Annotated in this window: 21 protein-coding genes and 1 pseudogene; 12 read left to right on the top strand and 10 right to left on the bottom strand. The window is 41.8% G+C overall.

Annotation, left to right across the window (positions count from 1 at the left end):
* The first annotated feature begins 741 nt into the window (after positions 1–741).
* The 3 genes from RMX89_RS15130 (at position 742) to RMX89_RS15120 (ending at position 3,697) form a co-directional block, all read left to right on the top strand.
* Positions 742–1,026 carry an HU family DNA-binding protein gene (locus RMX89_RS15130; RefSeq protein ID WP_010998076.1) on the top strand — a complete coding sequence of 95 codons (285 nt, stop codon included), beginning with the start codon at positions 742–744 and terminating at the stop codon, positions 1,024–1,026.
* Between the two features lie 26 nt (positions 1,027–1,052).
* On the top strand, positions 1,053–2,111 hold the full coding sequence (gene cobD / locus RMX89_RS15125) for a threonine-phosphate decarboxylase CobD (protein WP_322689468.1): 1,059 nt from the start codon (positions 1,053–1,055) through the stop codon (positions 2,109–2,111).
* Positions 2,112–2,245: 134 nt separating this feature from the next.
* On the top strand, positions 2,246–3,697 hold the full coding sequence (locus RMX89_RS15120; RefSeq protein ID WP_322689467.1) for an NAD(P)/FAD-dependent oxidoreductase: 1,452 nt from the start codon (positions 2,246–2,248) through the stop codon (positions 3,695–3,697).
* A gap of 256 nt (positions 3,698–3,953) precedes the next feature.
* Here the strand turns inward: RMX89_RS15120 and RMX89_RS15115 are convergent, their stop codons facing one another.
* The 4 genes from RMX89_RS15115 to RMX89_RS15100 all read right to left on the bottom strand — a co-directional run bounded on the left by RMX89_RS15115 (position 3,954) and on the right by RMX89_RS15100 (position 8,487).
* Positions 3,954–4,517, bottom strand: a complete 564-nt coding sequence (locus RMX89_RS15115; RefSeq protein ID WP_322686329.1) for a hypothetical protein — start codon at positions 4,515–4,517, stop codon at positions 3,954–3,956.
* A 111-nt stretch (positions 4,518–4,628) separates the two neighbouring features.
* Entirely contained in the window at positions 4,629–5,222 is a 594-nt protein-coding gene (locus RMX89_RS15110) for a DUF4360 domain-containing protein (protein WP_322686330.1), read from the bottom strand.
* A 682-nt stretch (positions 5,223–5,904) separates the two neighbouring features.
* On the bottom strand, positions 5,905–6,612 hold the full coding sequence (locus RMX89_RS15105) for a phosphatidate cytidylyltransferase (protein ID WP_322689466.1): 708 nt from the start codon (positions 6,610–6,612) through the stop codon (positions 5,905–5,907).
* Positions 6,613–6,717: 105 nt separating this feature from the next.
* Positions 6,718–8,487: a DUF3685 domain-containing protein gene (locus RMX89_RS15100; RefSeq protein ID WP_322689473.1), complete on the bottom strand. Its 1,770-nt coding sequence runs from the start codon at positions 8,485–8,487 to the stop codon at positions 6,718–6,720.
* Between the two features lie 56 nt (positions 8,488–8,543).
* Between RMX89_RS15100 and RMX89_RS15095 the strand changes: the two are divergent.
* Positions 8,544–10,772, top strand: a pseudogene (locus RMX89_RS15095) (pentapeptide repeat-containing protein); the annotation flags it as partial.
* A gap of 141 nt (positions 10,773–10,913) precedes the next feature.
* Here RMX89_RS15095 and RMX89_RS15090 read toward each other — a convergent pair.
* On the bottom strand, positions 10,914–11,360 hold the full coding sequence (locus tag RMX89_RS15090; RefSeq protein ID WP_322671759.1) for a Fur family transcriptional regulator: 447 nt from the start codon (positions 11,358–11,360) through the stop codon (positions 10,914–10,916).
* A gap of 663 nt (positions 11,361–12,023) precedes the next feature.
* Between RMX89_RS15090 and RMX89_RS15085 the strand changes: the two genes are divergently transcribed.
* Positions 12,024–12,494: a CRR6 family NdhI maturation factor gene (locus RMX89_RS15085; protein WP_322689472.1), complete on the top strand. Its 471-nt coding sequence runs from the start codon at positions 12,024–12,026 to the stop codon at positions 12,492–12,494.
* 440 nt (positions 12,495–12,934) lie between these two features.
* Here the strand turns inward: RMX89_RS15085 and RMX89_RS15080 are convergent, their stop codons facing one another.
* Positions 12,935–13,894 carry a glycosyltransferase family 9 protein gene (locus RMX89_RS15080; protein ID WP_322671760.1) on the bottom strand — a complete coding sequence of 320 codons (960 nt, stop codon included), beginning with the start codon at positions 13,892–13,894 and terminating at the stop codon, positions 12,935–12,937.
* Between the two features lie 69 nt (positions 13,895–13,963).
* On the opposite strand from RMX89_RS15080, the gene ispD reads away from it, so the two are divergent.
* The 3 genes from ispD (at position 13,964) to RMX89_RS15065 (ending at position 15,943) form a co-directional block, all read left to right on the top strand.
* Positions 13,964–14,653 carry a 2-C-methyl-D-erythritol 4-phosphate cytidylyltransferase gene (ispD, locus tag RMX89_RS15075; RefSeq protein ID WP_322671761.1) on the top strand — a complete coding sequence of 230 codons (690 nt, stop codon included), beginning with the start codon at positions 13,964–13,966 and terminating at the stop codon, positions 14,651–14,653.
* A 225-nt stretch (positions 14,654–14,878) separates the two neighbouring features.
* The gene (gene scpB / locus RMX89_RS15070; protein ID WP_322671762.1) at positions 14,879–15,427 is read left to right on the top strand and encodes an SMC-Scp complex subunit ScpB; all 549 of its coding nucleotides are present in this window, start codon (positions 14,879–14,881) and stop codon (positions 15,425–15,427) included.
* 168 nt (positions 15,428–15,595) lie between these two features.
* Positions 15,596–15,943, top strand: a complete 348-nt coding sequence (locus RMX89_RS15065) for a DUF760 domain-containing protein (protein ID WP_322671763.1) — start codon at positions 15,596–15,598, stop codon at positions 15,941–15,943.
* 97 nt (positions 15,944–16,040) lie between these two features.
* Here the strand turns inward: RMX89_RS15065 and RMX89_RS15060 are convergent, their stop codons facing one another.
* Complete coding sequence (locus tag RMX89_RS15060) at positions 16,041–17,249, bottom strand: HhoA/HhoB/HtrA family serine endopeptidase (RefSeq protein ID WP_322689465.1); 1,209 nt, start codon at positions 17,247–17,249, stop codon at positions 16,041–16,043.
* Between the two features lie 329 nt (positions 17,250–17,578).
* Here RMX89_RS15060 and RMX89_RS15055 point away from each other — a divergent pair, with 329 nt between their 5' ends.
* Positions 17,579–18,469, top strand: coding sequence for a M23 family metallopeptidase (locus tag RMX89_RS15055; protein WP_322689464.1), 891 nt, complete (start codon positions 17,579–17,581; stop codon positions 18,467–18,469).
* Between the two features lie 64 nt (positions 18,470–18,533).
* Here RMX89_RS15055 and RMX89_RS15050 read toward each other — a convergent pair whose 3' ends face one another.
* The 3 genes from RMX89_RS15050 to RMX89_RS15040 all read right to left on the bottom strand — a co-directional run bounded on the left by RMX89_RS15050 (position 18,534) and on the right by RMX89_RS15040 (position 20,258).
* Entirely contained in the window at positions 18,534–19,571 is a 1,038-nt protein-coding gene (locus tag RMX89_RS15050) for an isochorismatase (protein ID WP_322689463.1), read from the bottom strand.
* A gap of 73 nt (positions 19,572–19,644) precedes the next feature.
* Complete coding sequence (locus RMX89_RS15045) at positions 19,645–19,926, bottom strand: type II toxin-antitoxin system mRNA interferase toxin, RelE/StbE family (RefSeq protein WP_322671767.1); 282 nt, start codon at positions 19,924–19,926, stop codon at positions 19,645–19,647.
* On the bottom strand, positions 19,926–20,258 hold the full coding sequence (locus RMX89_RS15040) for a hypothetical protein (protein ID WP_322689462.1): 333 nt from the start codon (positions 20,256–20,258) through the stop codon (positions 19,926–19,928). Before RMX89_RS15040 ends, RMX89_RS15045 begins: the two co-directional genes overlap by 1 nt.
* 23 nt (positions 20,259–20,281) lie before the next feature.
* On the opposite strand from RMX89_RS15040, the gene RMX89_RS15035 reads away from it, so the two are divergent.
* The 3 genes from RMX89_RS15035 to ctpC all read left to right on the top strand — a co-directional run bounded on the left by RMX89_RS15035 (position 20,282) and on the right by ctpC (position 24,559).
* Positions 20,282–21,175 carry a pentapeptide repeat-containing protein gene (locus tag RMX89_RS15035; RefSeq protein WP_322689461.1) on the top strand — a complete coding sequence of 298 codons (894 nt, stop codon included), beginning with the start codon at positions 20,282–20,284 and terminating at the stop codon, positions 21,173–21,175.
* Positions 21,176–21,757: 582 nt separating this feature from the next.
* Positions 21,758–22,984 (top strand): (E)-4-hydroxy-3-methylbut-2-enyl-diphosphate synthase, encoded by a 1,227-nt coding sequence (gene ispG / locus RMX89_RS15030; RefSeq protein WP_322689460.1) that lies wholly within the window; start codon positions 21,758–21,760, stop codon positions 22,982–22,984.
* A gap of 291 nt (positions 22,985–23,275) precedes the next feature.
* Positions 23,276–24,559: a carboxyl-terminal processing protease CtpC gene (gene ctpC, locus RMX89_RS15025; protein WP_322686340.1), complete on the top strand. Its 1,284-nt coding sequence runs from the start codon at positions 23,276–23,278 to the stop codon at positions 24,557–24,559.
* The last annotated feature ends 41 nt before the right edge of the window (positions 24,560–24,600 follow it).

Genomic DNA, 24,600 nt, shown 5'->3' with positions numbered 1-24,600 from the left:
AATCGCTGAAATTCCTTTGCCGTATACATTTACCATTTTCGGATAAGTCTAATAGGTTTGTTAAGTGCCTACGTTCGTTGTACCCCTACGGTAAGCTACGCGTAACGGATGCACCAGAAAAAGTTTTTGCAGCGTAGTTTACCGCCGTAGGCATCGCCCCACAAATGTTAAGAAACATGTAACTAATGGATAGCCTTCTAGGAGAAAAGCTTTAATTTTTTCCTCTTCGCTACTAAAGAAGCTTGCTATGGGGTTAAATTTCGCATTGGATTTTCCACATCAGATCAAAAGTGAGCAAAATCTGTGACTTTTTAGAGAAATCGGGAATCTGAGCCTTCAATTTCCATAAAAATTGGTTAATCTCAGCAATAACTCTTCAACATCGTTAATCAATGCCAACAAACATTGACCATCTTCCACCTCCTACTCCCCTGTTTTCTTTGCAATTGCGGGATTTACTAAGTATTTTTTCCTACTTTTGGGGTGGTTTTTAGTGAAACAAGTACCCTAAAATTACAAAAAATCCTGAAATCTATATAAATTAATGGTTTCATCTATCCACATCAGGCTACTACACCTTAGAATGATTCATTGAAAAGTCGAGCCGATGGGATGTACAGCCGTTTTGAGAAAAAATACTCCCAAAGGATGATTTTTGTATTTCCGCAAACAAAGATTTCAGTACGGATGTATTAATGTGCATCCGTACTGAAATCTCAAGTAAACCTTCAGGAGTTTGACATGAACAAAGGTGAATTAGTTGATGCCGTAGCTGAAAAGGCTAGTGTTACCAAGAAACAAGCGGATGCAGTCTTAACTGCTGCTCTAGAAACGATTATTGAAGCGGTTTCCTCTGGTGATAAGGTGACATTGGTGGGATTTGGCTCATTTGAATCACGGGAACGTAAAGCCCGTGAAGGTCGCAACCCGAAAACAAATGAAAAAATGGAAATTCCAGCGACGAGGGTTCCTGCCTTCTCCGCAGGAAAACTGTTTAGAGAAAAGGTAGCACCCCCAAAAGCATAGGTTCTGTCTTCGGGAACCCTTTTTTAATGCGGCAACCTGCACACGGGGGAAATTTAGCCTGGGCAGCAGCACTGGCTGGCTGTCCCCCTGATGCTATTCTGGATTTTTCTGCTAGCATCAGCCCGTTGGGGCCTCCAAACAGCGCGATCGCTGCTATTAAGTCCCAAATTGGTAATCTTAAGCACTATCCAGACCCAAACTATAGTGAACTGAGACTAGCTCTCAGTCACTTCCATCAATTGCCGTCTGAGTGGATTCTGCCGGGTAACGGCTCCGCAGAATTACTCACTTTAATCGGTAGGGAATTAGCTCAATTAGCCGCAACAATTTTGATTACTCCAGCCTTTGGCGATTACTACCGAACCTTGGCAGCGTATAACGCTAATGTGCTGGAGTGTCCTTTGTCATTGGTCATTGGTCATTGGTCGTTGACAAAGGACAAAGGACAAAGGACAAAGGACAAAGGACTATTGCTGAATAATCCGCACAACCCAACTGGAAAACTATTTTCACGGGACTCTATTTTGCCCTACCTGGAGCAATTTGCTTTGGTTGTGGTGGATGAAGCATTTATGGATTTTGTGCCGCCCAATGAGGAACAAAGCCTGATTCCGGTGGTGCAGGAATATCCAAATTTAGTAGTATTGCGATCGCTGACCAAATTTTACAGTCTCCCAGGACTGCGATTGGGATATGCGATCGCACATCCTGACTGCCTAGCTAAATGGCAGCTATGGCGAGATCCTTGGCCTGTAAACACGCTAGCGGCAGCAGCGGCAATTGCGGCACTCGAAGATACGGAGTTTCAGCAGCAAACCTGGGCATGGCTACTACCTGCACGAAACCAGCTGTTTCAGGGTTTAGCTGAAATCCCAGGATTGCAACCCCAAGCAAGTGCTGCTAACTTTTTACTGGTTGAGTCCCAAGAATCTACTTCCCAGTTACAGCAACAATTACTCAAGTCTCACCAGATTTTAATCCGCGATTGTCTTAGTTTTAAAGAACTAGGCGATCGCTTTTTCCGGGTTGCTGTACGTCAAGAGTCCGATAACCAACGCTTACTAACAGCGCTAAAAGAGAGTTAGGAGTTATAAGTTATAAATTAGGAGTTATAAGTTAAACAAGGTTTTAATTCTTAACTGCTAATTCCTAACTCCTAACTCCTAATTCTTAACTCCTAACTCTTAACTCCTAACTGCTAACTCTAATCTAAATTCACGTGACCGTTGACTACGATGTTGTAATTATTGGTGGCAGTCTTGCTGGATACTATGCTGCACTTGCTGCAACCCAATTACGTGCTACAGTTGCCCTGGTACAACCCAAAGTAGACTACGGGTTTACTCATCACTATGCTCTTACCGAAATTGGTAAACTAGCGCAGAAGTTGAAGGATGCGGCTGGTTTTGGTATTCATGCCACACACACTGATACCTCAAAAGAATGCCAGATATCTATGGCATGGCAAGAAGCGATGCTGTATGCTCAATGCGTCGCTTCAAATCTCCAAGAACAGTATTCCCCAGCCATTTTAGCTGCGCAGGGAGTCGATGCGATCGTTGGCAGTGGTCAGTTTCAATCTTCACCTCAATTGGCTTTTGCCGTTAACAATCGCCTACTACGTGCCCGTACTTATTTGCTAGCCAGTGGTTCGCATCCAGAAATTCCAGAGATTGAAGGATTACAAGCCACTGGCTATCTAACCCTTTCTAATATTTGGCAATCCTTCCAGGGAGCGACATTACCCAAAAATTGGGTAATTATCGGTGGAATTCCCCAAAGTGTTGAAATTGCTCAAACTTTAGCAAGGTTTGGTTGCAGTGTGACGCTGGTAGTCAAGCATCCTTATGTTCTTCCATATCTAGATTCTGAGATAGCTACATTGCTTCAAGCGCAGCTAGAAGTCGAAGGTGTGCGCGTACTCACCGAAAAACCGGTAACTCAGGTGAGGGGAATTGAAAATAAAAAGTGGATTCAAGCAGGAGATAAGGCCATTGAAACTGATGAAATTTTAGTGGCGACTGGCCAACAGCCGAATCTTGAATTCCTAAATTTGGCAACAGTAGGTGTGAAATGGCATCAGCGTAGCTTAGTAGTAAATGATAAACTGCAAACCACTAACCACCGCATTTATGCTTGTGGTGATGTAATTGGTGGTTATGACTTTCCCAATATCGCTAATTATGAAGCAAAAATTGCCCTGAACAATGCACTATTTTTCCCTAGATTACGAGTAAATTATTCCTCAATTCCTTGGGCGATATTTTCTGCGCCGATGATGGCGCAAGTGGGTTTGACAGAGGCACAGGCAAAACGCCAATTTCGTCGAGATGAAGTTTTAGTTTTGCGACAGTATTTTAAAACAGTGGCAGCAGCTCAACTTCGGGATGAAACCACTGGTATGTGTAAATTAATTGTGCTACGCAATGGAGAAATTTTAGGGGCTTCGATATTGGGGGCAGAAGCTGGAGAATTAATTAATTTGATTGCCTTGGCAATATCACAAAAAATTAAAGTTAAACACCTAGCAAATTTATCTCCTGCCTATCCCAGTTTCTCAGAAATTCTGGAACAAACTGCAAGAGAGTGGAGTAAGCAAAAGTTAAATACCAACATTCCTTTGCAAGAGTTTTTAGAAGGCTTCTTCCATGTCCGTCGCAATTGGAATTAGCACTTACGTACGGAGTTGTCACTATAATAACTTAAACAAGGTATTGATATAGGACTCCAATTTAATTTCTGAAAACATTTTGAAACTGAAAACCCCGTTTTCTAAGGGTTTTATCTAAAATATCGTTCAAAAATCAGATATTAGTCCTATATCATTACTGACTTTGCAGTTCTCGCTGCCTTTGCTAATATTGACAGCACCTCGATCGCAGACCAACCTCATCAGAATTGGGGAGCATTCCTCAAAATTGAGCTTATTATTTTTGTTGAAGTGTAAATTTGAAATCTGTCAACTCTAATTCTCCTCCGGTTGTTGTTAATACTAAATTAATGCCTAAAACACTTTTTCCTGTAGTTGTATAGTTAGTTGGAAGTATTTGCTTGGTCAAATCAAAATTTATAGTACTTTCATATCTTATTTGATATGGAGTTGGTTTATCGCCAAGTAAAAACGATGTGATAGCTACTTGTGCTGGTGCTTTCTTGACTACACCTTTTACAGCTAAAGGCACGAGTCTAAATTGCTTTTGAGTATTAGAGGTATCAATTCTAATGATACATCTAGCCCTTGACGATTGTGCCTTTACAGTTATAGGAGCGCGAAGCGTAAACTGATTTATTTGCGGATTGAAGCTTATATTACATCCTCTGTTAACCGAAAATCGCGGCTGGTTGTTTACTGGAGCAGCAGTGCTAGATGAATTGGCATCATAACAGAAAAAAAACAAGCACATTAATATGAAAAAATTACGTGCATCACTCAATCTCAACATAACTTCCTCTCCATCAACAGAAATTTGTAATTTTAAAGAAGAATACATTTGGTAGATTCAACGAGTGGGGGATTTAGATTCACCACTCATTGAAGACCACTAAATTTGGAATTTGGTGCGTATATCACCATCTATCCACAGAATCGCTAAAAGCAACTACTAACAACGCTTTAGGTCAAAAGAAAGTATCACATCTCCAGCATTGAGATCGGCTGTATCAACAAAAATAGAACTTCCTGCTGAGGATTGTGCAGTCAGATTAATACCTAATAATCCTTGTCCACCACCACTACATAAACCTGTAGCAGCTAAAACAGTAATCTCATCTTGCTCTGCAAATGCCTTACTAGATGTAAACTTGCTAGTTTTAGGGGAAGCTACGGCTTGACCAAGAGCACCACCACTAAAGCTATAAGTTCTGCTTAAGCTGGTACCTTTACTCTTAGTATTAATATCAGTAGTTCCTTGGTACAGTACTTGTACATTTTGGATGATGAAACCACTTGGAATAAAACTTTGAACGCGTAAAATACACTTTTGACGTTGACCATTGAATGCACTAAAGTTATCCAAGATGAGCGATAAGGTTCTACCATCCTCTCCAACAAGTTGATCGGCAACCTTACATCCACCAGACCCGATTGCATCTCCAAAAGTAATACTAGGCTCGTCAGCCAAAACCTTAGTCGCGATCGCGTTGATTCCAAGAATTGTAGATATAGACAGTAATACACCAAATTGTTTAAAGTTCATATTGATTGTACCTATGTTGCTAGAGTTGTTTTTTGATGAAAAATGCATTCAGAAGCCAGAAGGTACGAGATATGAAGGCATTTCTGCTTTAATCCCACCCTTAAAAGCATGAGATTGAAGCAAGGATGCTTTGTGTCTGTGTTATATCTCGACACAATTTTGTTCTAGTAATGGGCAATCACCCACAACTAAAGTTTTGATTGATACTTACAGGCTTCTGCCTTCTTCAATTGTGTGAAATCCTTTCAGGTATGCTTTGACAATTTCTGCTAAATCAGAAAATGAAGCATAACAGTGTATCGCTGGAGTTAAGAGAAACAAGATGGAAATCAGGCTACAAGATGTATTCTTGCTGTATTGCCCATGTGGGGAAGATCATATAGTTGTCTCAATCAAAAAATATGTGTTCTCGATCACAGATATCTTGTGTTTACGAACACTGCCAATTTCAAAATAGTAGTATTGTAGTATGAAGTAGCAGTACTCCAAAGTTAGGTGCTAAAAATTAGGGGTATAAATCGCCGAATTAATAGTGCGATACCGATAGCGCAGCGTTAGTGAGCCGTCAAGCGTCACAGCCCGCCGCAGATATCGCACTGAAATAGCTATTTTTATTGAGAATCTATATTATGAGTGGCTGAAATTCTAGTTGTAGATTGGGAACGAAGTAATTAAAAGTGCCTTAAAAACCCTGCATGAAAATCCAAACTACTCCCGCCGCTGTTAGAGGTACGCTGAGGTTATCTGTGCCGTGGGGCGAGACTGCCTCTGCTAAGGTTGCAAAAGTAGCAGTTATCACCGCCGTCAACAATGCCCATCCGAAACTTAAAGGCTTTGCTAGGGGACTTAGCAAAGAACCAGGTAGCAGTAACAGCACCAAGAAAATCACTACTGTACTCGCTACAAACATTGCTGCTGAACCTTCCCAGGAACGCACAGAACTTCCCACTTGGTATTTATGCTGCCCAAAACGTTTACCGATTAATGCTGCTAGTGCGTCACCCCAGGTCATTGCCATTATCCCAGCTACGGCGATCGCAACGCTATCTACTGGCCCATCTGGTCGCCACAGTAGCCCGAACAGTAGTGTCACTGAGATCGCAAAATAAACCGTACCAGGTGAGCTATCCTGGGTATCCATTGCGCCGATGATTCGGTAGCGGTAAAACAAGTAGTTCAGTCCGATAAAGGTAGCAAAAGGTATAATTCCCATTTCCCAATTCTTAAACAGTAGCAGGACTCCGAAAGCCCACATCCCTGCACCAATATGAATTACTTTGCGGGTCAAATCCGGCTTTACACCAAATAGCCTACGTAGTCCCTCGCCAATCACAAGCAGACTGATAGCGTAAACATAAGAAATTGCTAGTCCGATAAAATCATTTGTCATTTGTCATTTGTCATTGGGCACTTGTACTGAGCGAAGTCGAAGTATTGGGCATTGGGCATTGAGTTATTTCCCTTGATCCCCTCCTTCTCATCTTTGCCTGGTGGTTCACTTAGGTCGATCGCTATTTCGTTTAAAGTTCTTTTCTACTGACGAAACGCTACCAATACCTTGAAGAATACCACGACCGATTAAACCTAAACCCCGACCAACTATTTGGGTAAGGATAAAAACTATACCGCTACCGAAAACGGCTAATAGTGATTTTAAACGCGGTGCGATCGCATCACTAAATTCTAGGAGCAATGTCACTACTAAGGGAATATTAGAAAGTTTTACTAACTCCTGATTTCGAGGGGCATAAACTGAAGTATTAGCAATGCCACGAGACGCAATTACAAATAGCTCATAACGACTTTCAAAAATGGCTTTTGGTTCATTGATATAATTTCTTAATCTATATTTCCACGACAGATCATTTCTAAATCGTTCAATTTCTCTTGTAGAAATCAATTGGCGTCCATAAAATTTTTGCTTAATCTCTTCTACATCTGCTAAATAATTTAAGAGTGGTTGCACTACTCCATTCGCGACCTGAATCAATAGGTTCTCTAAAATCATTAATGCTTGGGACTTAGCTTCGGCACTTACTACTGGATAGGAGGTATTATCAATGTTTAATTCTGTTTGAAATAAAAGATAAGAATAAAACTCACAAACCAGCGGAATTTGATTGAGAATATCTCTTTGCACAATCTCTGTATTTTGCAACAACAAATTAACAATTTCTATTTTTTGATTAGTTATTTTTAGCCGAGAGAATTTTCCAAAAAAATCTGTAATTGCTGCTTGCCATAAATCACATAGCAAAGTATTTTGTAGTTCATATAATTGATTTATCTCTATTTGAGAAGTACGCAGTTCATCCAACTGTTCAGCTAATTTTTGTAGGATTAGATAAAGTAATTCTCGTTTTTTATCTTCACGAAAGATATCAATTTCTAAAGGTATATCTGTGATATTTCGTAAAGGAAATTGAAGTTTAGCAACACAAGATGTAAACAAGGCAGATTGTAGGGTTCCCGGACTCAGTAAAGGTAATACAGTTTGCCTTTTCTGAATGTCACCACTTAATAAAGGAGTTAAAGGTGGCTCATCTGCAAGCGGAATCTGTTCCTCTTGCCTTTCTTGTGATGAAACCAACAACCGATTTAGCAACCAACGAGCCGCTAACAGTTCTCGCCGCTGTCCAGCTAGAGTGGCTCGATCTAGTAATGGCAGTCCAGGAGTTTGTAATTGTGCTGTTACTGCGGCTAGGGTAGCATCAATGTTAGCGATTCCTGACAAACGTAAATTATTTCGCAGTTTAAAGAAGGGGAGTGAGGAGTAGGGAGTAGAGACGCGATTAATCGCGTCTGTACAGGAGTTAGGAGTTATTACTGCTTCTGTGTCCTGGAACCAATAAGAACCACCATCTGCAACTTCTTGGATGGCGGCGATTAACTCAGGAAGTGGTGTACCTTTGGAGCAGTAGCCATTGATACCAATAGATTTCGCAGCTAATAGCAGTCCTTGTTCTTGAATAGAACTGAGAAGCAGGATTGGTAGGTTGGGATATAAGGCTCTGAGTTGCCGACAGAATTGTAAACCCAGCTGTTGACTGGTGGTAGAGCGACCATTGCCAAATTCTAAAACTATCAAATTTACCTGGTTAGGGTCTTTTTCGGCAATTTCTGCTAGAATCTGCAAGGCAATGGTATCAGTTTCTACAACTGCGATCGCTTCCAGGTTAGGAATCGCTTCTAGGGCTATCCGTAATCCCAGACGAAAAATCGGATCTTGGTCGATTAACAATAATTTTAAAGGGCGATCGCTCATAGTCCACTCAATTAGATCGGCACTGTTTTTTACCAATCAGAAAACAACTTTGATATAAAACTTTGTCTTCCCCATTGTCAGCTCTTAAGGATATCTATGTGCCACAAAAAGGCTTACCAATAGAAGAAAATATTTCTGAACAAGATAAAAAAGCTGTTAAACCAGTTGATTTAAAAACATGGGCGCAGCAACAGTTAACTGATTTAGAAACGATCGCTGTTATTGAGTCAGAACCAGGTTATGGAAAAACTAGTTTTTGCCAACTTTGGGCAGCACAGGTAGCACAGGAATTTTACCCTACTTGGATGCCTATAGTAATTAGGTTGCGAGATGTAAAATACGGTAAAACTTTAATCGAAACTCTAAATTCTGCCTTTGGTGTTAATCTTTCAACTTGGTTAGAGCAAGAAAATCTCCCTTGTCTGTTGCTGCTGGATGGTTTGGATGAACTGCCCCATTCTGTCCAGGGTATCAGGGCACAAGCAATTTTTATTCAGCAATTACTAAACCTTCAATCTCAGCACCGCCACAAAATTGTGTTGACAAGTCGCTCAACGACTTTACCAGAAATCGTCTCGGAAGTACCGCTATTATTGAGGCGAATTATTATTCAGCCATTGGATGTGGACGAATTCAAACAATGGTTTCAACAGTGGGCAAAAGTGCAATCATTACCCATTGCTCAAAATTTATTTACATTATTAAAACAGGCAGGGTTATTTAATAGCCAATCAAAGTTAAGCGAATTATCTCCCCTTATCCGTCAACCCCTAATGCTGCATTTGTTGGGCCTCTTGCACCGCGAGGGATTGCTAGATGATGAACTATTGCAGTTAGCAGCTAATACCCAAAAGTCTTTTCTGTTATGGGAAATTCATCATCGTCTGAGTCGATGGTTGTTGGGTTATCCGTTAATTGGTGGGATCAAGACGATGTTACTGCGTTCGGGTACAGCTCATATTCATCGGACTCCAGAAGCGATCGCTAATCTACTCGCTAATCGTCATCCTCAAGATTTACTCGAGCAGATGCAAGCGATCGCTCTCAAAATTTTACACTCGCAACGTCATCAAATTAATCTAACTGGTGAATTTAATAGTTTACCAGCGTTTTATTTTAAAATTTGGGATGTAAAAAGCTCAGGTGAAAGCGCAGCAAAAAGTAGTTTAATTGAGTTTTCGCATCTCAAGTTAGGAGAATCTCTTTGTGCAGATGCTATTGTTGTCCAACTTAAACTTCTGACTCAGTACCAAGATGAGGCTTATGGTACGCCCACTTTTGTACTTGATTCCAGTAGCGTAGCTCAGAATATTTATAATTTATTAGGTTACGGGATACTTAGCCAAGAAATAGAAGAACTAGCGATCGCCGGATTGCGTCGCCAGCAAAAGCACAAATTTTCGTTTGAAGTTTTATTCCAACGTCTTTTATCTTTCTGGCGTGCTTACTGTCAAGGACGTTGGTTAGATGAGGGGATAGCGCACAACGCTTTGACTAATTTTCATGCACTGCAAAACCCTGTGAATGTTGAACAGGTGAATGCTGCGGTGGGACTGAATGTATTTTTATTGCTTTGTGCTTGCTACCGAGAAACAAAAGTTCCATTTTGGCCTTGTGGGAATCCAGTCAATTTGACAGAATTCAATCCAGAAGTGCTGAGTGTGCTAATTGCTAGGACAACGGTTTTACATAAAAGTGCCTTCGCAACCCGAATCAAGTCTCTGGCTGGACTGAATTTATCGGGAGCCTCTTTATTGCAAGTGATGTTAACTGGGGTAAATCTTGAGCAAACAAATTTATCTAATGCGGAGTTAACAGGGGCGAATTTGGCTGGAGCCAATTTGCAACAGGCGAACCTCGCAGGTGCTAACTTACAACACGCAAACCTCGCAGGTGCGAATTTACAACAGGCAAATCTCACAGGCGCAAACCTGCAACAGGCAAACCTGATGGGGACAAATCTCAATTCTGCCGATCTCACCAACGCCTGCTTATTTGACGCCATCCTTGCGGCGAGTGACAAAAAATTGGCTGCTGATAATGGAGCCTTGTTCTCTAAAGAGTTGTTTCAAAAACTGAAACATTTGCGTAGTTTACCGCCGCAGGCATCGCAGCAGCGCTTTTTAAACACTGTGAAAATCACGCCAAATACAAACGTTAATTGGAACGAAACCCCTGCGATCGGACTAATTGAAAGCTGTGAAGGCGCAATTTTATCAGTAGATTTAGATGATGATGATGCCGATGATGAGACAGTTTTTGGTAAGAATTCAATTGGAGAATAGGGTATGGGGCATTGGGCATTGGGCATTGGGCATTGGGCATGGAGAAGAGACAAAAGAAACAAGGGAGAGATTTTCAATAATTCCTCCTTGCCCCCCTGCTCCCCTGCTCCCCTGCCCCCCTGCTCCTCTGCTCCCTGCTCCCTAGACCTCTTGCGGATTGCGGTAGCCAAAAAAGTTAATACTGTACTCAGTAATCCGCACTCCTGTTTCTTCTTCAATTTTGCGGATCAAATCTTCTGGTAGTTCCACATGAACATCAAGAATTTGATTTGTATCCAAACAGTTTATATGACTGTGAGAGTCACTAATGTTGCCGTACAAACGTCCATCACAGCGTTCAATACACTCAATAATGCCTTGACTGGATAGTGCTTCTAAATTTTGATAAACAGAGGTATGACCGATCTCTTTGCCTTGTTGGTTCAAGCGATCGTAAATCTCTCTTGCAGCAAGATGTTCATTTGCTTGCCAAAGTAATTCCAGAATAAAGCGACGCTGACGACTGACGCGCATACCCAGGATTTGACAGCGCTCAAGTGCATCTTCTAAGGAACGAATTGGTTTTGTAGTAATTGTTTGTTTTTGCATATTACAGCTTGTTAACTGTTGGGGGGAATTTTCCCGTCTAAATGTTTATTGGTTATTTAATATATGCAATGATATTGCACACCGCTGTCTCACCTGCACTTATGTTTTGGCTTTTGATGCTGTGAAAGTGACAGGTGGCGATTATGATTTTTTTTGCTTGTTGACGGCTACTTTGTCAGACCTTAATCTAAAACAAACTCATTACAACTTTAACTTAAAATTGCTGTAAATGTCCACCTTGGGGCAGCCATTGCCTTACCTAAGTAGGCTAATTCTAATGGCGTACCATATTAATCGTGTAGTAATTATTTAATTAGATGCGAGTAATTATAGCAATGATAAAAGTAACATTTAATTTTAGTAAAAATCAGTGAAGTGAATAGCGATAGCCAGTGGCTCATATCAAAGCTAGTAACTAAATGTATATTTGTTATAATCACCGAAAATTAAGCAAAAGTATCAAATAAATTTGAGCAAGGTCAGACTTGTGTTTAAACCTTGTATGGGTTGACGAAATTATCAGCAAAAAGTATCAGTAAATACTAATTTATTTATGAAAAAGACTTTGTGCGATCCAAAGTCAATGTAGCGTCAATCCCTGAAAGCTGCTACTGTATATTCTCGATCCTACAGTTGAGCATCAAGAAAGTGGCTGCTAAATCAATGACAATTGCGATCGCACTCAATAATGACTTCATTAACAATCTGGATCTGTCCCCTGCATCAACGGTGATTGAAAAAATGCTGCAAGATGGGATTGCATCCCACGAACAGCAGCTACGCTTTGATGTCAATTACGATCTCCAGCCTGGAGACCCACGGGAACTCTCAGAAATTCCAGAGCTGCGCCTGTGGTTTGTGCGTCTAGATGCCAAATATCCCTGGTTGCCATTTTTACTAGATTGGAAAGCTGGAGAATTTGCCCGTTATGCCGCCATGCTTGTACCACACCAGTTTAGTTCTCAAGAAGGTATTCAGTACAATCCTGAAGCCTTAGAGATATTTTTGATGCACAAAATCTTTATTTTAGGTGATTGGCTGAAACAACAAAATATACCCAGCCTCTCGCGCTTAAAGTCTATGGCGCAAATTCTAGGTTATGAATTAGATGATGCTTTTTTTGAAATATTTTAAATAGCTAATAGGTGATGGAAGAGTTTTGAGAAAATTTTCTTCGTTTTAGTAAACTGTGTGAGGTTATTCTGATATTGCAATATCGTTCAGTTAAACCCTAAATCTTCTGTAGAGAAGCGTTAGCGCATTGACCGACACGAAGTATAATTTCGCGCCTCTATTTGCCGAAATCAATACCAGAAACTTAATTGAATCGTATTGAACTATAGTATATTTTTAAGGATTTTGGGTTTAACTCAACTTTATTGTGGTATAACGCACTAGAATACGATTTGTCTAAATAAAAACTGAAAGCCGTTGCCAACTTGTGACAACGGCTGAATGATAAATTATAGAGCTTTTCATTTGTATGCATTATATATTCACCTCTCTCTTTCCAGGAGAGAGGTTTTGAGGCTTACTGTCTGTTCTAGGTATCTAAGTTTGGGAAAACTACTGGTTTAGCCACCCCAAATTTTCTCTAAAACTGTGTTTGGTGAAATATCCGCCGTTTTTCCCGTAAGGGATTCAATAGCTAGGAATTTATCGTTTTTCGGCAACAACTTAGCTGGATTGCTGGGCCCAAAGATGGCAATGGTATAAGTTTGGACTGCAACACTCAGTTGTAGGGCCGCGCTATCAGTAGATAACATCAAATTTGCCCCAGCAATTATGGCAGTTAACTTACCAATATCATCTGGGGCAGTCACCTTGATATCTGGAGAAGACTCCAGAAGCGATCGCACAAACAGCTCATCATCAAGCCCCTTAATAAGCACCACAGGTAAATCCGGCTGCTTTTGTTGGAAGGCTTGAATAATTTGTTGCCAATTCTCGACAGGGTAGATTTTATCCAGTTCTTTAGCCTGGGATAACTGGCCAGAACCCCCATGAATCAAGATATAGCCTGTTTCATGAACCCCTAAACGTTTTTGTTCCTTTTGTGCCCATTCAATATCTGGTTTTGGTACATTTACTGCTAACTCTGGGACAGGGCTATTTATTTCCAACGGTTGCAGCAAGTCGTGATAAACTGCTGCGACATACTGGGATGATTTCAACGGCACAGTATGGGTAAGAAAACCCGATCCTTTGCCTTGGTAGCCAATGCGTATAGGAATTCCCGTCAACCAGAGTAAAAGACCCACCAACCAATTTTGCTTAACAGCAATGGCAACATCGTATTCGCGATCGCGAATTGTCCCAACTAAATTACCCCAATCTGCCAGACTGTTACGGTCATTAAAATCAAAGTTCAGCACCTCGTGAACTGACTTGCTCACTCGGTAGGCAGCCTTTGACCGGGGTTCAACAACGACATCTATCTGAGCATCAGGGTAATGGCGCTTCAGGTCATCTAGAGTCGGAAAGAAGAGAATTTGGTCGCCAATTCCGCCAGGTACAAGGGCTACTACTCGCATAATATTTATTGACGCTTACTCGCTCCCTATTTTAGGGGAAAATATATAGCTTAAAGATTGAGGAATTCTGTGTATTTACTAATTCCAGCTGCGGGAATCGGAAAAAGAATGGGTAGTAACCGCAATAAACTCCTGCTAAGAGTGCGATCGCAACCAATTATTGCTTGGACTTTATTAGCCGCAGAAGCCGCCAGTACAATCAGTTGGATCGGGATCATTTCTCAGTCTAGCGATTGGCCAGAGTTCAATGCAATTCTCGCCGATCTGAAGCTGACTAAACCAGTAGAATTAATTCAAGGCGGCTCCACTCGCCAAGAATCTGTTTACAATGGCTTGCAATCTCTGCCAATAGCCGCAGAACAAGTGTTGATTCACGATGGTGCTAGATGCCTGGTAACACCAGATTTATTTAACTCTTGTGCCGAGGCCATTCGCCACTGTCCCGGTTTAATTGCTGGTGTACCCGTCAAAGACACCATCAAAGTTGTCAACGAACAAGGCATAATTCAAGAAACACCCGACAGACGACAACTATGGGCGGCACAAACTCCCCAAGGATTTGATGTCAAGTTGTTGAAACAGTGCCATGCTGAAGGAGTCCGTCAAGATTGGGAAGTAACTGACGACGCTGCCTTATTTGAAAAGTGCGGCATCGAAGTCCGAATTGTCGAGGGAGAAGAGACAAATTTAAAAGTGACCACTCCCCAAGATTTAGCGATCGCAGAATTTATTCTCACAAATAGAGGGACTGGGGATTAAGGACTGGGGACTGGGGGAGCAGGGGAGCAGGGGAGCAGAGGAGCAGGGGGAGAATAACTCCTAACTCAGCACTCATTACTCATTACTCAACACTGTTTTGCCCAATGCCCAATTTTAAAAAATACTTTGACAATTTATGATATAATGCCACACACTTGTTGATTGTTAGTTGTCATGTACTAATGACCAATGACTAATGACCAATGACAAACGACTAATGACTAAATGATTACAGCCACAGCGACGAAGATAGAAGCAATTCTCTATTTAAAGGGTAAACCCTTGTCGCTCGGCGAAATCGCCGAGTATGCCGCGTGCGATCGCGCCACTGTCAAAGAAGGCATAATTGAACTAATGGACAACTATGCCCACCGAGATAGTGCCCTAGAGGTAGTAGAAACTCCAGATGGTTACAGTTTGCAACTCCGGTCTGATTTTCATGACTTAGTGCAAACGATGATACCAGTAGAATTGGGTGTAGGTGCATTGCGAACTTTGGCAGCGATCGCCCTTAATAGTCCCATACTCCAAAGCGACTTGATTAACCTACGCGGTTCAGGAGTATATCAGCACGTCCCAGAACTTGTTGAACTTGGTTTCATCCGCAAACGCCGAGACAGCGATTCTCGCTCTTACTCACTCCAAGTAACCCCAAAATTCCATCAATATTTCCAAATCGAACAACTTCCACAAATACTTTCTACAAGTCAGAAGGAAGAACAACTAGAACTAGAACTAGAACTAGAACTAAAAACAGTGGCGAGTAGAGAATAGGGAATAGGGAGCACGGAAAAGAATAAAAATAACCTCTTTTCCCCTTGCCTCCTGCCCCCTGCCTCCTCTGCCCCACTCCCCTCCTCTTGACTTATACCCGTGGTGAATGCGCTACTCTTGTTCTATGGTTTAGAGTAGAGTTAGCAATTAAGCTAAATAAAACTGCCAATGGTGTTTAATCCTGACTTTTTGAATGACAACTCCGAGGAACACCCTAATCAACTTGTTTCCGACCACTCTGAGGAATACCCTAATCAGTTACTCAAATATCTACAGCATCAGTCTCCTGATGTTTTAGCTAGGGTTGCTCAGTCCGCCAGCCCCGAAATTAAACAAATCATCTCGCAAAATGTCCAAGGGCTAGTGGGAATGCTCCCGGCAGAAAATTTCAACGTGCAAATCACAACAGATCGGGAGAATTTAGCTGGACTTCTAGCGTCGGCCATGATGACGGGGTATTTTCTGCGCCAGATGGAACAAAGAATGCAGTTAGAGCATTTGTCTAATGGCCAATAGTTAATAGTCGCTAGTCAAACATTCTGAGACTATTGACCAAATAATCACTAATTCGTAATTCGGAATGACCCTCTCTAGAAATTACGAATGATTTTGACTAGTTCTTTTCAGGATAAGCTCCTGATTGGACTTTGAAGGTTTGAACTTTACCACTGCGGTTGACTTCGATCGCTATTATGTCTCCAACTTTGCTCGACTCTACCAGCCTCTGAACTTGGGCTGAAGTTTTGACTGGTTTCCCGTTAATTTTTTGAATCACGTCTCCAGGAAGCAGTCCTCCACGCTTGGCTGGGGAATCATCTGTGACTCCTTTAATCACAATTCCAGCATCCTGCTGAATATTCAGTTGATTTTCTTGATTAATCTGCTGTTTTCTGATAGGAGACAGGTCTGCCATTTCAACACCCAAGAAGGGATGTTCTACACGCCCTTTAGTAAAAAGTTCATTAGCGATGCGGGCGGCGGTTTCGATGGGGATGGCAAAACCGAGTCCTTGAGCATCAGCGCGGATGGCTGTGTTAATACCAATCACCTCGCCTTGAGCGTTTAATAAGGGGCCACCAGAATTACCAGGGTTAATAGCGGCATCAGTTTGGATAAAGCTGACTCGCTTATCGGGAACACCAACTTGAGTGCTAGTGCGATCGGTAGCGCTGATGATACCGATAGTGACAGTATTATCTAAACCTAGAGGATTGCCAATAGCGATCGCCCATTGCCCTGGAATCAAGTTTTGTGAATTGCCCAGTTTTACCGTCGGCAAATCATTCGCTTTTATTTTCACTACCGCCACATCTGTCACAGAATCAACTCCTACCACTTTCCCCTCTAAACTGCGACCATCTTTGAGGGTAACTTGCACTGTATCTGTATCTGCTACTACATGAGCGTTGGTGAGTAATTCTCCATCATCGCTCAAAATAAATCCCGATCCTGTACCGCGCTCAATGCGTTCTTGAGGAATTGGTTGGTCATCCTCTCCGAAGAATCGCCGCAAGATGGGATTTTTCAAAGCGTCAGAGATAGGATTGGCTACCTTGCGAGTCGCATTAATTCGCACTACAGCCGGGCCAACTTTTTGCACTGCCGTCGCAATAAAATTCACGTTGTCGCCACCAGTAAGCCCAATAGCTCCGTTAGGAGAATTTGGAACTATGGATTCTGGAGGCGAAGCCATTGTTACATTTTTTAGCTGTTGGAACGAGCGATTTTGGGGAATGAAATAGCGACTGCCAAACAAACCTGCACCACCGCCAATTACCAGTAAAAACACATAAACCGCCAGTTGCTTTAAGGATAACTTCATAATTGTTTTGCTCAAGAACAGCAATGCAGTTGCTAATTTCTAAGTGTAGTCAAGCGAACGGCAAGTGGACAGATCAATTTACGAGAAATTAGGGATTGGGCATTTGTCATTGGGGATTGGGCATTGGGGATTGGGCATTGGGAATTGGGCATTGGGCATGGAGAAGAGACAAAAAAGACAAGAAAGAAGGGGAGACTTGGGAGAGATTTTCAATAATTCGCCCTTGTCCCCTTGTCCCCCTTGTCTCCCCTGCTCCTCTGCTCCCCTGCTCCCCAATTCCCATTCTTCCCATCTAAAATCTAAAGTTAATGCGCTATTGACCTTTATACATGACTTTACCCTTTCGTCAACTATTTCTCTGTAGCTTAAGCGCCTTGGGCCTAGTAAGCATACTGCCATACTCAAACAGTGCTAACGCTGCTGTAAGTGGTTGCTCAACTCCAGCCCTATCTCGCTTCCAACGCCATAAAGTTGTTCGTGGCGAAACTTTGGAGAGCATAGCGCAGCGCTACAATCTCATTCCGACAACTATTATTGGCATGAATCCAGCTTTGCAGAATGGTGCAACTGCTGCTGTTGGCAGTGTGCTTCAGATTCCTCCCTACAATGGGATTGTAGTCGAAGTGCCTCGCGGTCAAACTTGGCGACAAGTGGCAGCACAATACAAAGTTCGCGCTGATAGCCTGTTTGAGGTGAATGGCTGCCAACAAAACCCCAGAATCGTGTTTGTTCCGGGGGTAAATTGGTCGCCCAATGGTGTTGTAACTAAGTCCCCTTTACCTACTGATGCAGGTACACCAAACCGTGCTTCTTTGTCGGGATATCCCTTAGCGCAAATAGCAACTGTAGGATTAGCTTACGGCTGGCAAATAGACCCGGCGACAGGTGAAGTTTTCTTCCACAGTGGTGTTGACTTATTATCACCAGTTGGTAGTAATGTGGTAGCGATCGCACCTGGAACTGTAGCCTTTGCCAGCGATCGAGGTTCTTATGGCAAATTGGTCATTATTAACCACAGTGGCGGACTTCAAAGCCGCTACGCCCAGCTTGATAGCATCAAAGTTACTGTCGGTCAGCAAGTGAAAAAAGGAGACTTACTGGGAACAGTAGGCACTAGTGGAAAACCAAGTTCCAGTCAACCGCACCTCCATTTTGAAGTGCGTTCTAGTTCATCTCTGGGTTGGGTAGCAGAAGATCCAAAGGGCTATTTGAAAAAATGAAGTTAGTTTTGAAACGCAGAGGAAATCTCTGTGTTCCTCTGCGAAACCTTTGCGATCCTTTGCGTTAAAAAAAAGATGCTATATTTTCGCTAGATTTTACGATGTGCATTCCTGCTTCTGCAAACCTTTTAAATGCTGCATCTGCCTGTTCTGTGTAGTCCACAACACCAGGAACAACAACAGGAGAAGTGCAATCTTCTAGCAAATAGATTTTTTGAGCAAGGGCAGCATCTACCTGTTTAATTTCTGTTAATAAATCGTCAATTGTCCAGGCGACGCAATGACTTTTAGCTTGACCACCAATAATAACAGTATTAAATTCTAAAAGTTGCTGAATCAGTTGCGTGTTTTTTTGACCAAGTGGACGTTGCTCAAAATCTTCCAACACCTCTGGACGCAAAATAGAGTAATTTTCTGTTAAGGGATTCTCACCTTTGATTTCAAATTGCGTCTGACTCTGACGAGCAATACCGTGAAAAAATATCGCTTCTTCTACCGATGGAACTAAAGCATGACCAATACCACCCAACATAGAATGATAAGGCCAAACTGTGAGGGGATATTTACCGTCTTGACTTAGTTGCTTAACATAATGGTAAGTATGTTTTTCTAATAATTCATAATTGCCATTAGTAACAGTGTCAGCAACTGCTGGATTGACTTTCCAAATACCTTGTTCAATATCTGCTGGTGTAATGCTAGTCGCGGCTGGGGTGGGATGTTGTCCCGCAGCGTTCACCCAAAAGATCGGATGGAAGATTTGGGTTGCTGTGTGGGTATCTAGAGTAGGTACAATTTTTGTAATTACTCCCAAGTTGCGATAGATAAACTCACATAATCTGACATTATCATCCACCGCTCCTTTCCCAGATTTTCCACCTACAAATAGTTCAAATCCAGGGATGCAGAAGGTGTTTTGGACATCAATTAATAGTAGGCAAATACGAGTTTTATCTAAAGATGCAGGTTTGATATCGTGTTGTTTTGCCCAGATTTCAGCTTCGGCGGCACGTTCTTGGTAAGGTACGCGCCAGACTTCGCCGACTTCTTCAGGATTAAAATGTGGGGGAATTGGTAGTTGGGGTGTTATTTGGGTGTTCATAATTACAGCCGCTTTTATTCTGTAATAACATCTATGATTTCAATCCCCCAATTTTCTCAAGTCTAGCGTTACCTTAGTAAACATCATCATGAGAACCTAAGGTCAACAAAGAAATTACTAATTCCCCAGAATCGGGATGAGGAACAAACTCAAATAGAATCCGATTATTGTAGTCTATCGAACAAGCCCATGTACCCAATAAATCCCCTTTAAGTTTATGAGTACGCAAACCAGCGTAAAACGGATCTTCGGCAAGTTGCTGTAATCTTTGCTCAACTACAGAGCGTAATTCTGGATTTCGACGGGCTAAACGCTTAAAATCTCGAATAAATCTTGCACTCCATAGCAGTTGCATCAATCATCTAACTCCGCCATTAAATCAGCAACAGTTCCACTACGTACTTCCCCTTTAGCATAGGCTTCACGAGCTTCTGCAACCGCCTTTAATAAGTCATCCCGCCGCTGTTGTTTGAGGCGTTTTTGGATAATATCTACAAGAATAGCCTGAGCTTCTGGATCTAATGCTTCTACGGCTTCTATGGCTTTCTGGAATGTAGATGTTTTTTCTAGCATGGGCGTCAAAGAATTTGATGATAAGTCTAATTTAGCTGCTATGAGGAGCGATCGCTCCTCATTTTCCTTGCTTAATAGTATATTTGTATTATTAAATAAATTTAGCGTTAGCAAAGCTTAACGAAGTTATCGCTCTTATGAACCGAGATGAATTACTCAAACGCTATGCCGCAGGTGAGAGAGACTTTTCAGGAGTTGACCTTAGTCGTGCCAAACTAAAAGGTGTTGAGTTGTATGGTGTCAACCTCAGTAAAGCAAATCTCAGTAATGTTGATTTACACTATGCTGATATCATTTGTAGCAACTTGCAAGAAGCTAACCTGAGTGAAGTTCACCTAGATCATACTCGCATTGATGAATGCAATTTAACAGGTGCTAACTTGAGAGGTATGTATGCATTTCAGTCATCTTTTGAAGGTTCTAATTTAACTGGTGCTGATTTGAGTCAGGCTCGATTAAGAGAAATCGGTTTGCAGGGTGTAAATCTCAGTGATACTAAGTGGGAAAAAGCAAATATTGATAATTGGTTTGTAGTCGAATTTAAGCATTACTTGAAAAAAGTTTATCTTAAGCGTACTGTTTTATATGTTGACGATACCAATGAAATAAATAACTGTGAAGCAGATTTAACTGACGCTATTTACTATAATTCTGATGGTTTTAAAGACACAGCAGCAAACGATCCACCAGGTGTAATTCGCATATATCCCGGTGCTGACTTAAGTGGACTAGATTTTAGCGGTTGTAATTTCAGCGGTCTTGACTTACAAGGTGTAAATCTGAGTGGCAGTAATTTAAGAGGTGCTAACTTAATACACACAGACTTAAGGAATGCTAACCTCACAAATACAGACTTGCGAGATACTTATTTGAGATATACAGACTTGCAGGGCGCTATCTTATACAACACTATCATGCCAGAAAAGAGAATTGAAGAAAATCAACTACATAAGGTTGAAGATCCTGAAGAGATTGATTATCTATTAGATTTAGATAATGACGAATTAACTTTTGATGATGACGATCAATAATTTATTCACCATTTGTATTAATTTCCATTACTTACATCTATGAGGCTTGAGAATTGGATACTTACAGAGTATAGTTGTAATTAAAATCGCATCATCAGGAATTGAGTTAATTATATCAGGTTAGGTTAAACACTTCTAATATCTGTAGGTTGGATTGAGGAACGAAACCCAACATTTGATCCATATTCATCTTGGGTTTCACTGGCGTTCAACCCAACCTACATTGATAGATTTTATTATAAGTAATCACCCGAACTTGATATTACAGATATTGCAGGTTGGGTCATATAATTACTGAATTAATAGTAATATTTGTAACTCAATAATAAAGCGATCGCTTCCTTAAGCTTTGCTGCTGAACGCTGCGCGATCGCTACTCAAGCTACTCAGTTAAAATAATTTTTCAGCAATATATCTTTACAAGTGAGCAAAACCTTTAAATTGCTCTTTATTTCTTTGCCTGTCTTATTTTCCTTTTTTTTCTACCTAATCGTCCCAAAGAGCCACCACCTGTGGCAATCTGGGAAACAGAGATTTATCAAATCTGATATTTTAACGACAGCAAATTTACCTAATCAGGTTATGCAAACTCTGCCCATAGTAGATACTTCAAATACTACATCAAGCCAACCTACCTTTGATACAACTATCAAGCGGCGTAAAACCCGCCCCGTAAAGGTAGGAAATGTCACCATTGGCGGTGGCTACCCCGTTGTAGTGCAGTCAATGATTAACGAAGACACCCTTGATATTGATGGTTCCGTGGCTGGTATTCGTCGTCTGCACGAAATAGGCTGCGAAATTGTCCGCGTCACAGTGCCGAGTATGGCTCATGCTAAAGCTTTAGCAGAAATTAAACAAAAATTAATTAAAACTTACCAAGATGTGCCCATTGTGGCTGATGTCCATCACAACGGACTAAAAATCGCCGTGGAAGTCTCCAAGCACATAGAAAAAGTGCGGATTAATCCGGGGTTATATGTCTTTGAAAAGCCCAACGTCAATCGAACCGAGTATACTAAATCCGAATTTGACGAAATTGGCGATAAAATCCGCGAAACCCTAGAACCTCTGGTAGTTTCTTTGCGCGATCAAGGTAAATCTATGCGAATTGGGGTAAATCACGGTTCCCTCGCAGAAAGGATGCTATTTACCTACGGTGACACCCCCGAAGGAATGGTGGAATCTGCCATAGAATTCATTCGCATCTGTGAATCCTTGGATTTCCGCAACTTGGTAATTTCCATGAAAGCCTCACGAGTACCCGTGATGCTAGCCGCCTATCGCCTGATAGCCAAGCGCATGGATGAACTGGGTATGGATTATCCGCTACATTTAGGCGTTACGGAAGCCGGTGATGGCGAATACGGGCGAATTAAATCTACGGCTGGTATTGCTACCTTACTTGCTGATGGCATTGGCGATACAATTCGCGTCTCACTTACAGAAGCACCAGAAAAAGAAATTCCCGTCTGTTACAGCATTCTCCAAGCTTTGGGATTGCGAAAAACGATGGTGGAGTACGTCGCTTGTCCTTCCTGTGGGCGCACTTTGTTTAATCTAGAGGAAGTACTGCACAAAGTCCGGGAAGCCACTAAACACTTAACTGGACTAGATATTGCAGTGATGGGTTGTATTGTCAATGGCCCCGGAGAAATGGCAGATGCCGACTATGGGTATGTTGGCAAAACACCTGGTTATATTTCTTTGTATCGTGGTCGAGAAGAAATTAAAAAAGTCCCAGAAGATAAAGGTGTAGAGGAATTAATTAACCTCATTAAGGCAGATGAACGCTGGGTAGAACCTTAAAGGGAGCAGGGGAGCAGGGGAGGCAAGGGGGGACAACAGGGAATTATTGAACAAGTCTCTCCTTATCTTCCCCTTCTTCCTTGTCTACCTTGTCTCTTCTCAATGCCCAATGCCCAATGCCCAATGCCCCATACCCAATCCCCAAAAACTTTGTATCTTTTAACCATCAAGGTCGCCGGATTGTCAAGTATTTTGTTTAAATTAAGGATACATACTCGGTCTGTACAGTGGTAGCCTGTGTTAGATTGAGCATACTGACTATATTATTTTCCCTCTGACGCAGCTGTCATTATGGTGATTACAAAAAATAGGCTTGTTTTGGGTGCTACGGCAGTTACACTCTCCACGATTGCTGTTACTAGCCTTGGCATTCATTCGCGAGGTCAGGCTTTATTTAAAGCAAGTCCTAAAGAATTAGTAGATGAAGTTTGGCAAATTGTTCAGCGCCAATATGTCGACGGTACTTTTAATCAGGTAGATTGGCAAGCTGTTCGTAAGGAATACTTGAGCAAGTCCTACAGTAATCCGCAGGATGCATATAAGTCCATTCGGGAAATGCTGAAAAAGCTAGATGACCCATACACCCGGTTTATGAGTCCAGAGGAATTCAAGAATATGCAGGTGGATACCTCTGGAGAATTGACAGGGATTGGGATCACCATTAGTCAGGATGAAAAAACCAAGCAATTGGTTGTAATTGCGCCAATCGAAGATACACCAGCCTTTAAAGCTGGTGTTTTGGCAAAAGATATCATCCTCAAAATTGACGGCAAAGATACCAAGGGGATGGATACTAACCAGGCAGTATCCTTGATTAGAGGTGAAGCAGGATCGAAAGTCAACTTGACTATTCAACGCGACAAGCAGATAAAACAATTTGATATTACACGGGCGCGAATTGAAATCCATCCAGTTAAGTTTTCTGAAAAGAAAACTCCAGCAGGCAATCTTGGTTACATCCGTTTGAACCAGTTCAGTGCCAATGCTGGTAAAGAAATGCAAACCGCTATCAAAAATTTAGAAAGCAAAAAGGTAGCTGGATATATTCTCGATCTGCGTGGTAATCCAGGCGGCTTACTCTTCTCCAGTGTCGATATTGCTCGGATGTGGATAGATAAAGGTAAGATTGTCTCCACTGTTGAACGCCAAGGAGAGGCAGAAAAGGAAGAGGCAAACGGAAAAGCGTTAACAAATAAACCCTTGGTGGTGCTGGTAGATAAAGGTTCCGCTAGTGCCAGTGAAATCCTCTCAGGGGCTTTGCAGGATAATAAGCGTGCTACTTTGGTCGGTACTCAAACCTTTGGTAAGGGACTAGTGCAATCAGTGCGTCCCCTGGAAGATGGTTCAGGATTAGCGGTGACAATTGCTCATTACTATACCCCCAATGGTACGGATATCAATCACAAAGGCATTTCGCCAGATGTGAAGGTGGATTTGAGCAAAAAGCAGATGGAAGATTTGTGGCTCCATGAACGCGACAAACTCGCGACTCTTGCAGACCCTCAATTCGCTAAAGCGGTGGAAGTGATAGGTAAAAAAATTGCTGCTCAGGGCACACCTACAGCAGAAAAATGAAGAGTTAGGAATAAAGTTAGGAGTGAGTAGTGAGGAGTTAG

Source organism: Nostoc sp. DedSLP04, from assembly GCF_034530775.1.
Lineage (GTDB): Bacteria > Cyanobacteriota > Cyanobacteriia > Cyanobacteriales > Nostocaceae > Nostoc.
The sequence above is the reverse complement of the archived record's forward strand: the minus strand, read 5'-3'. Positions and strand labels throughout refer to the sequence as shown.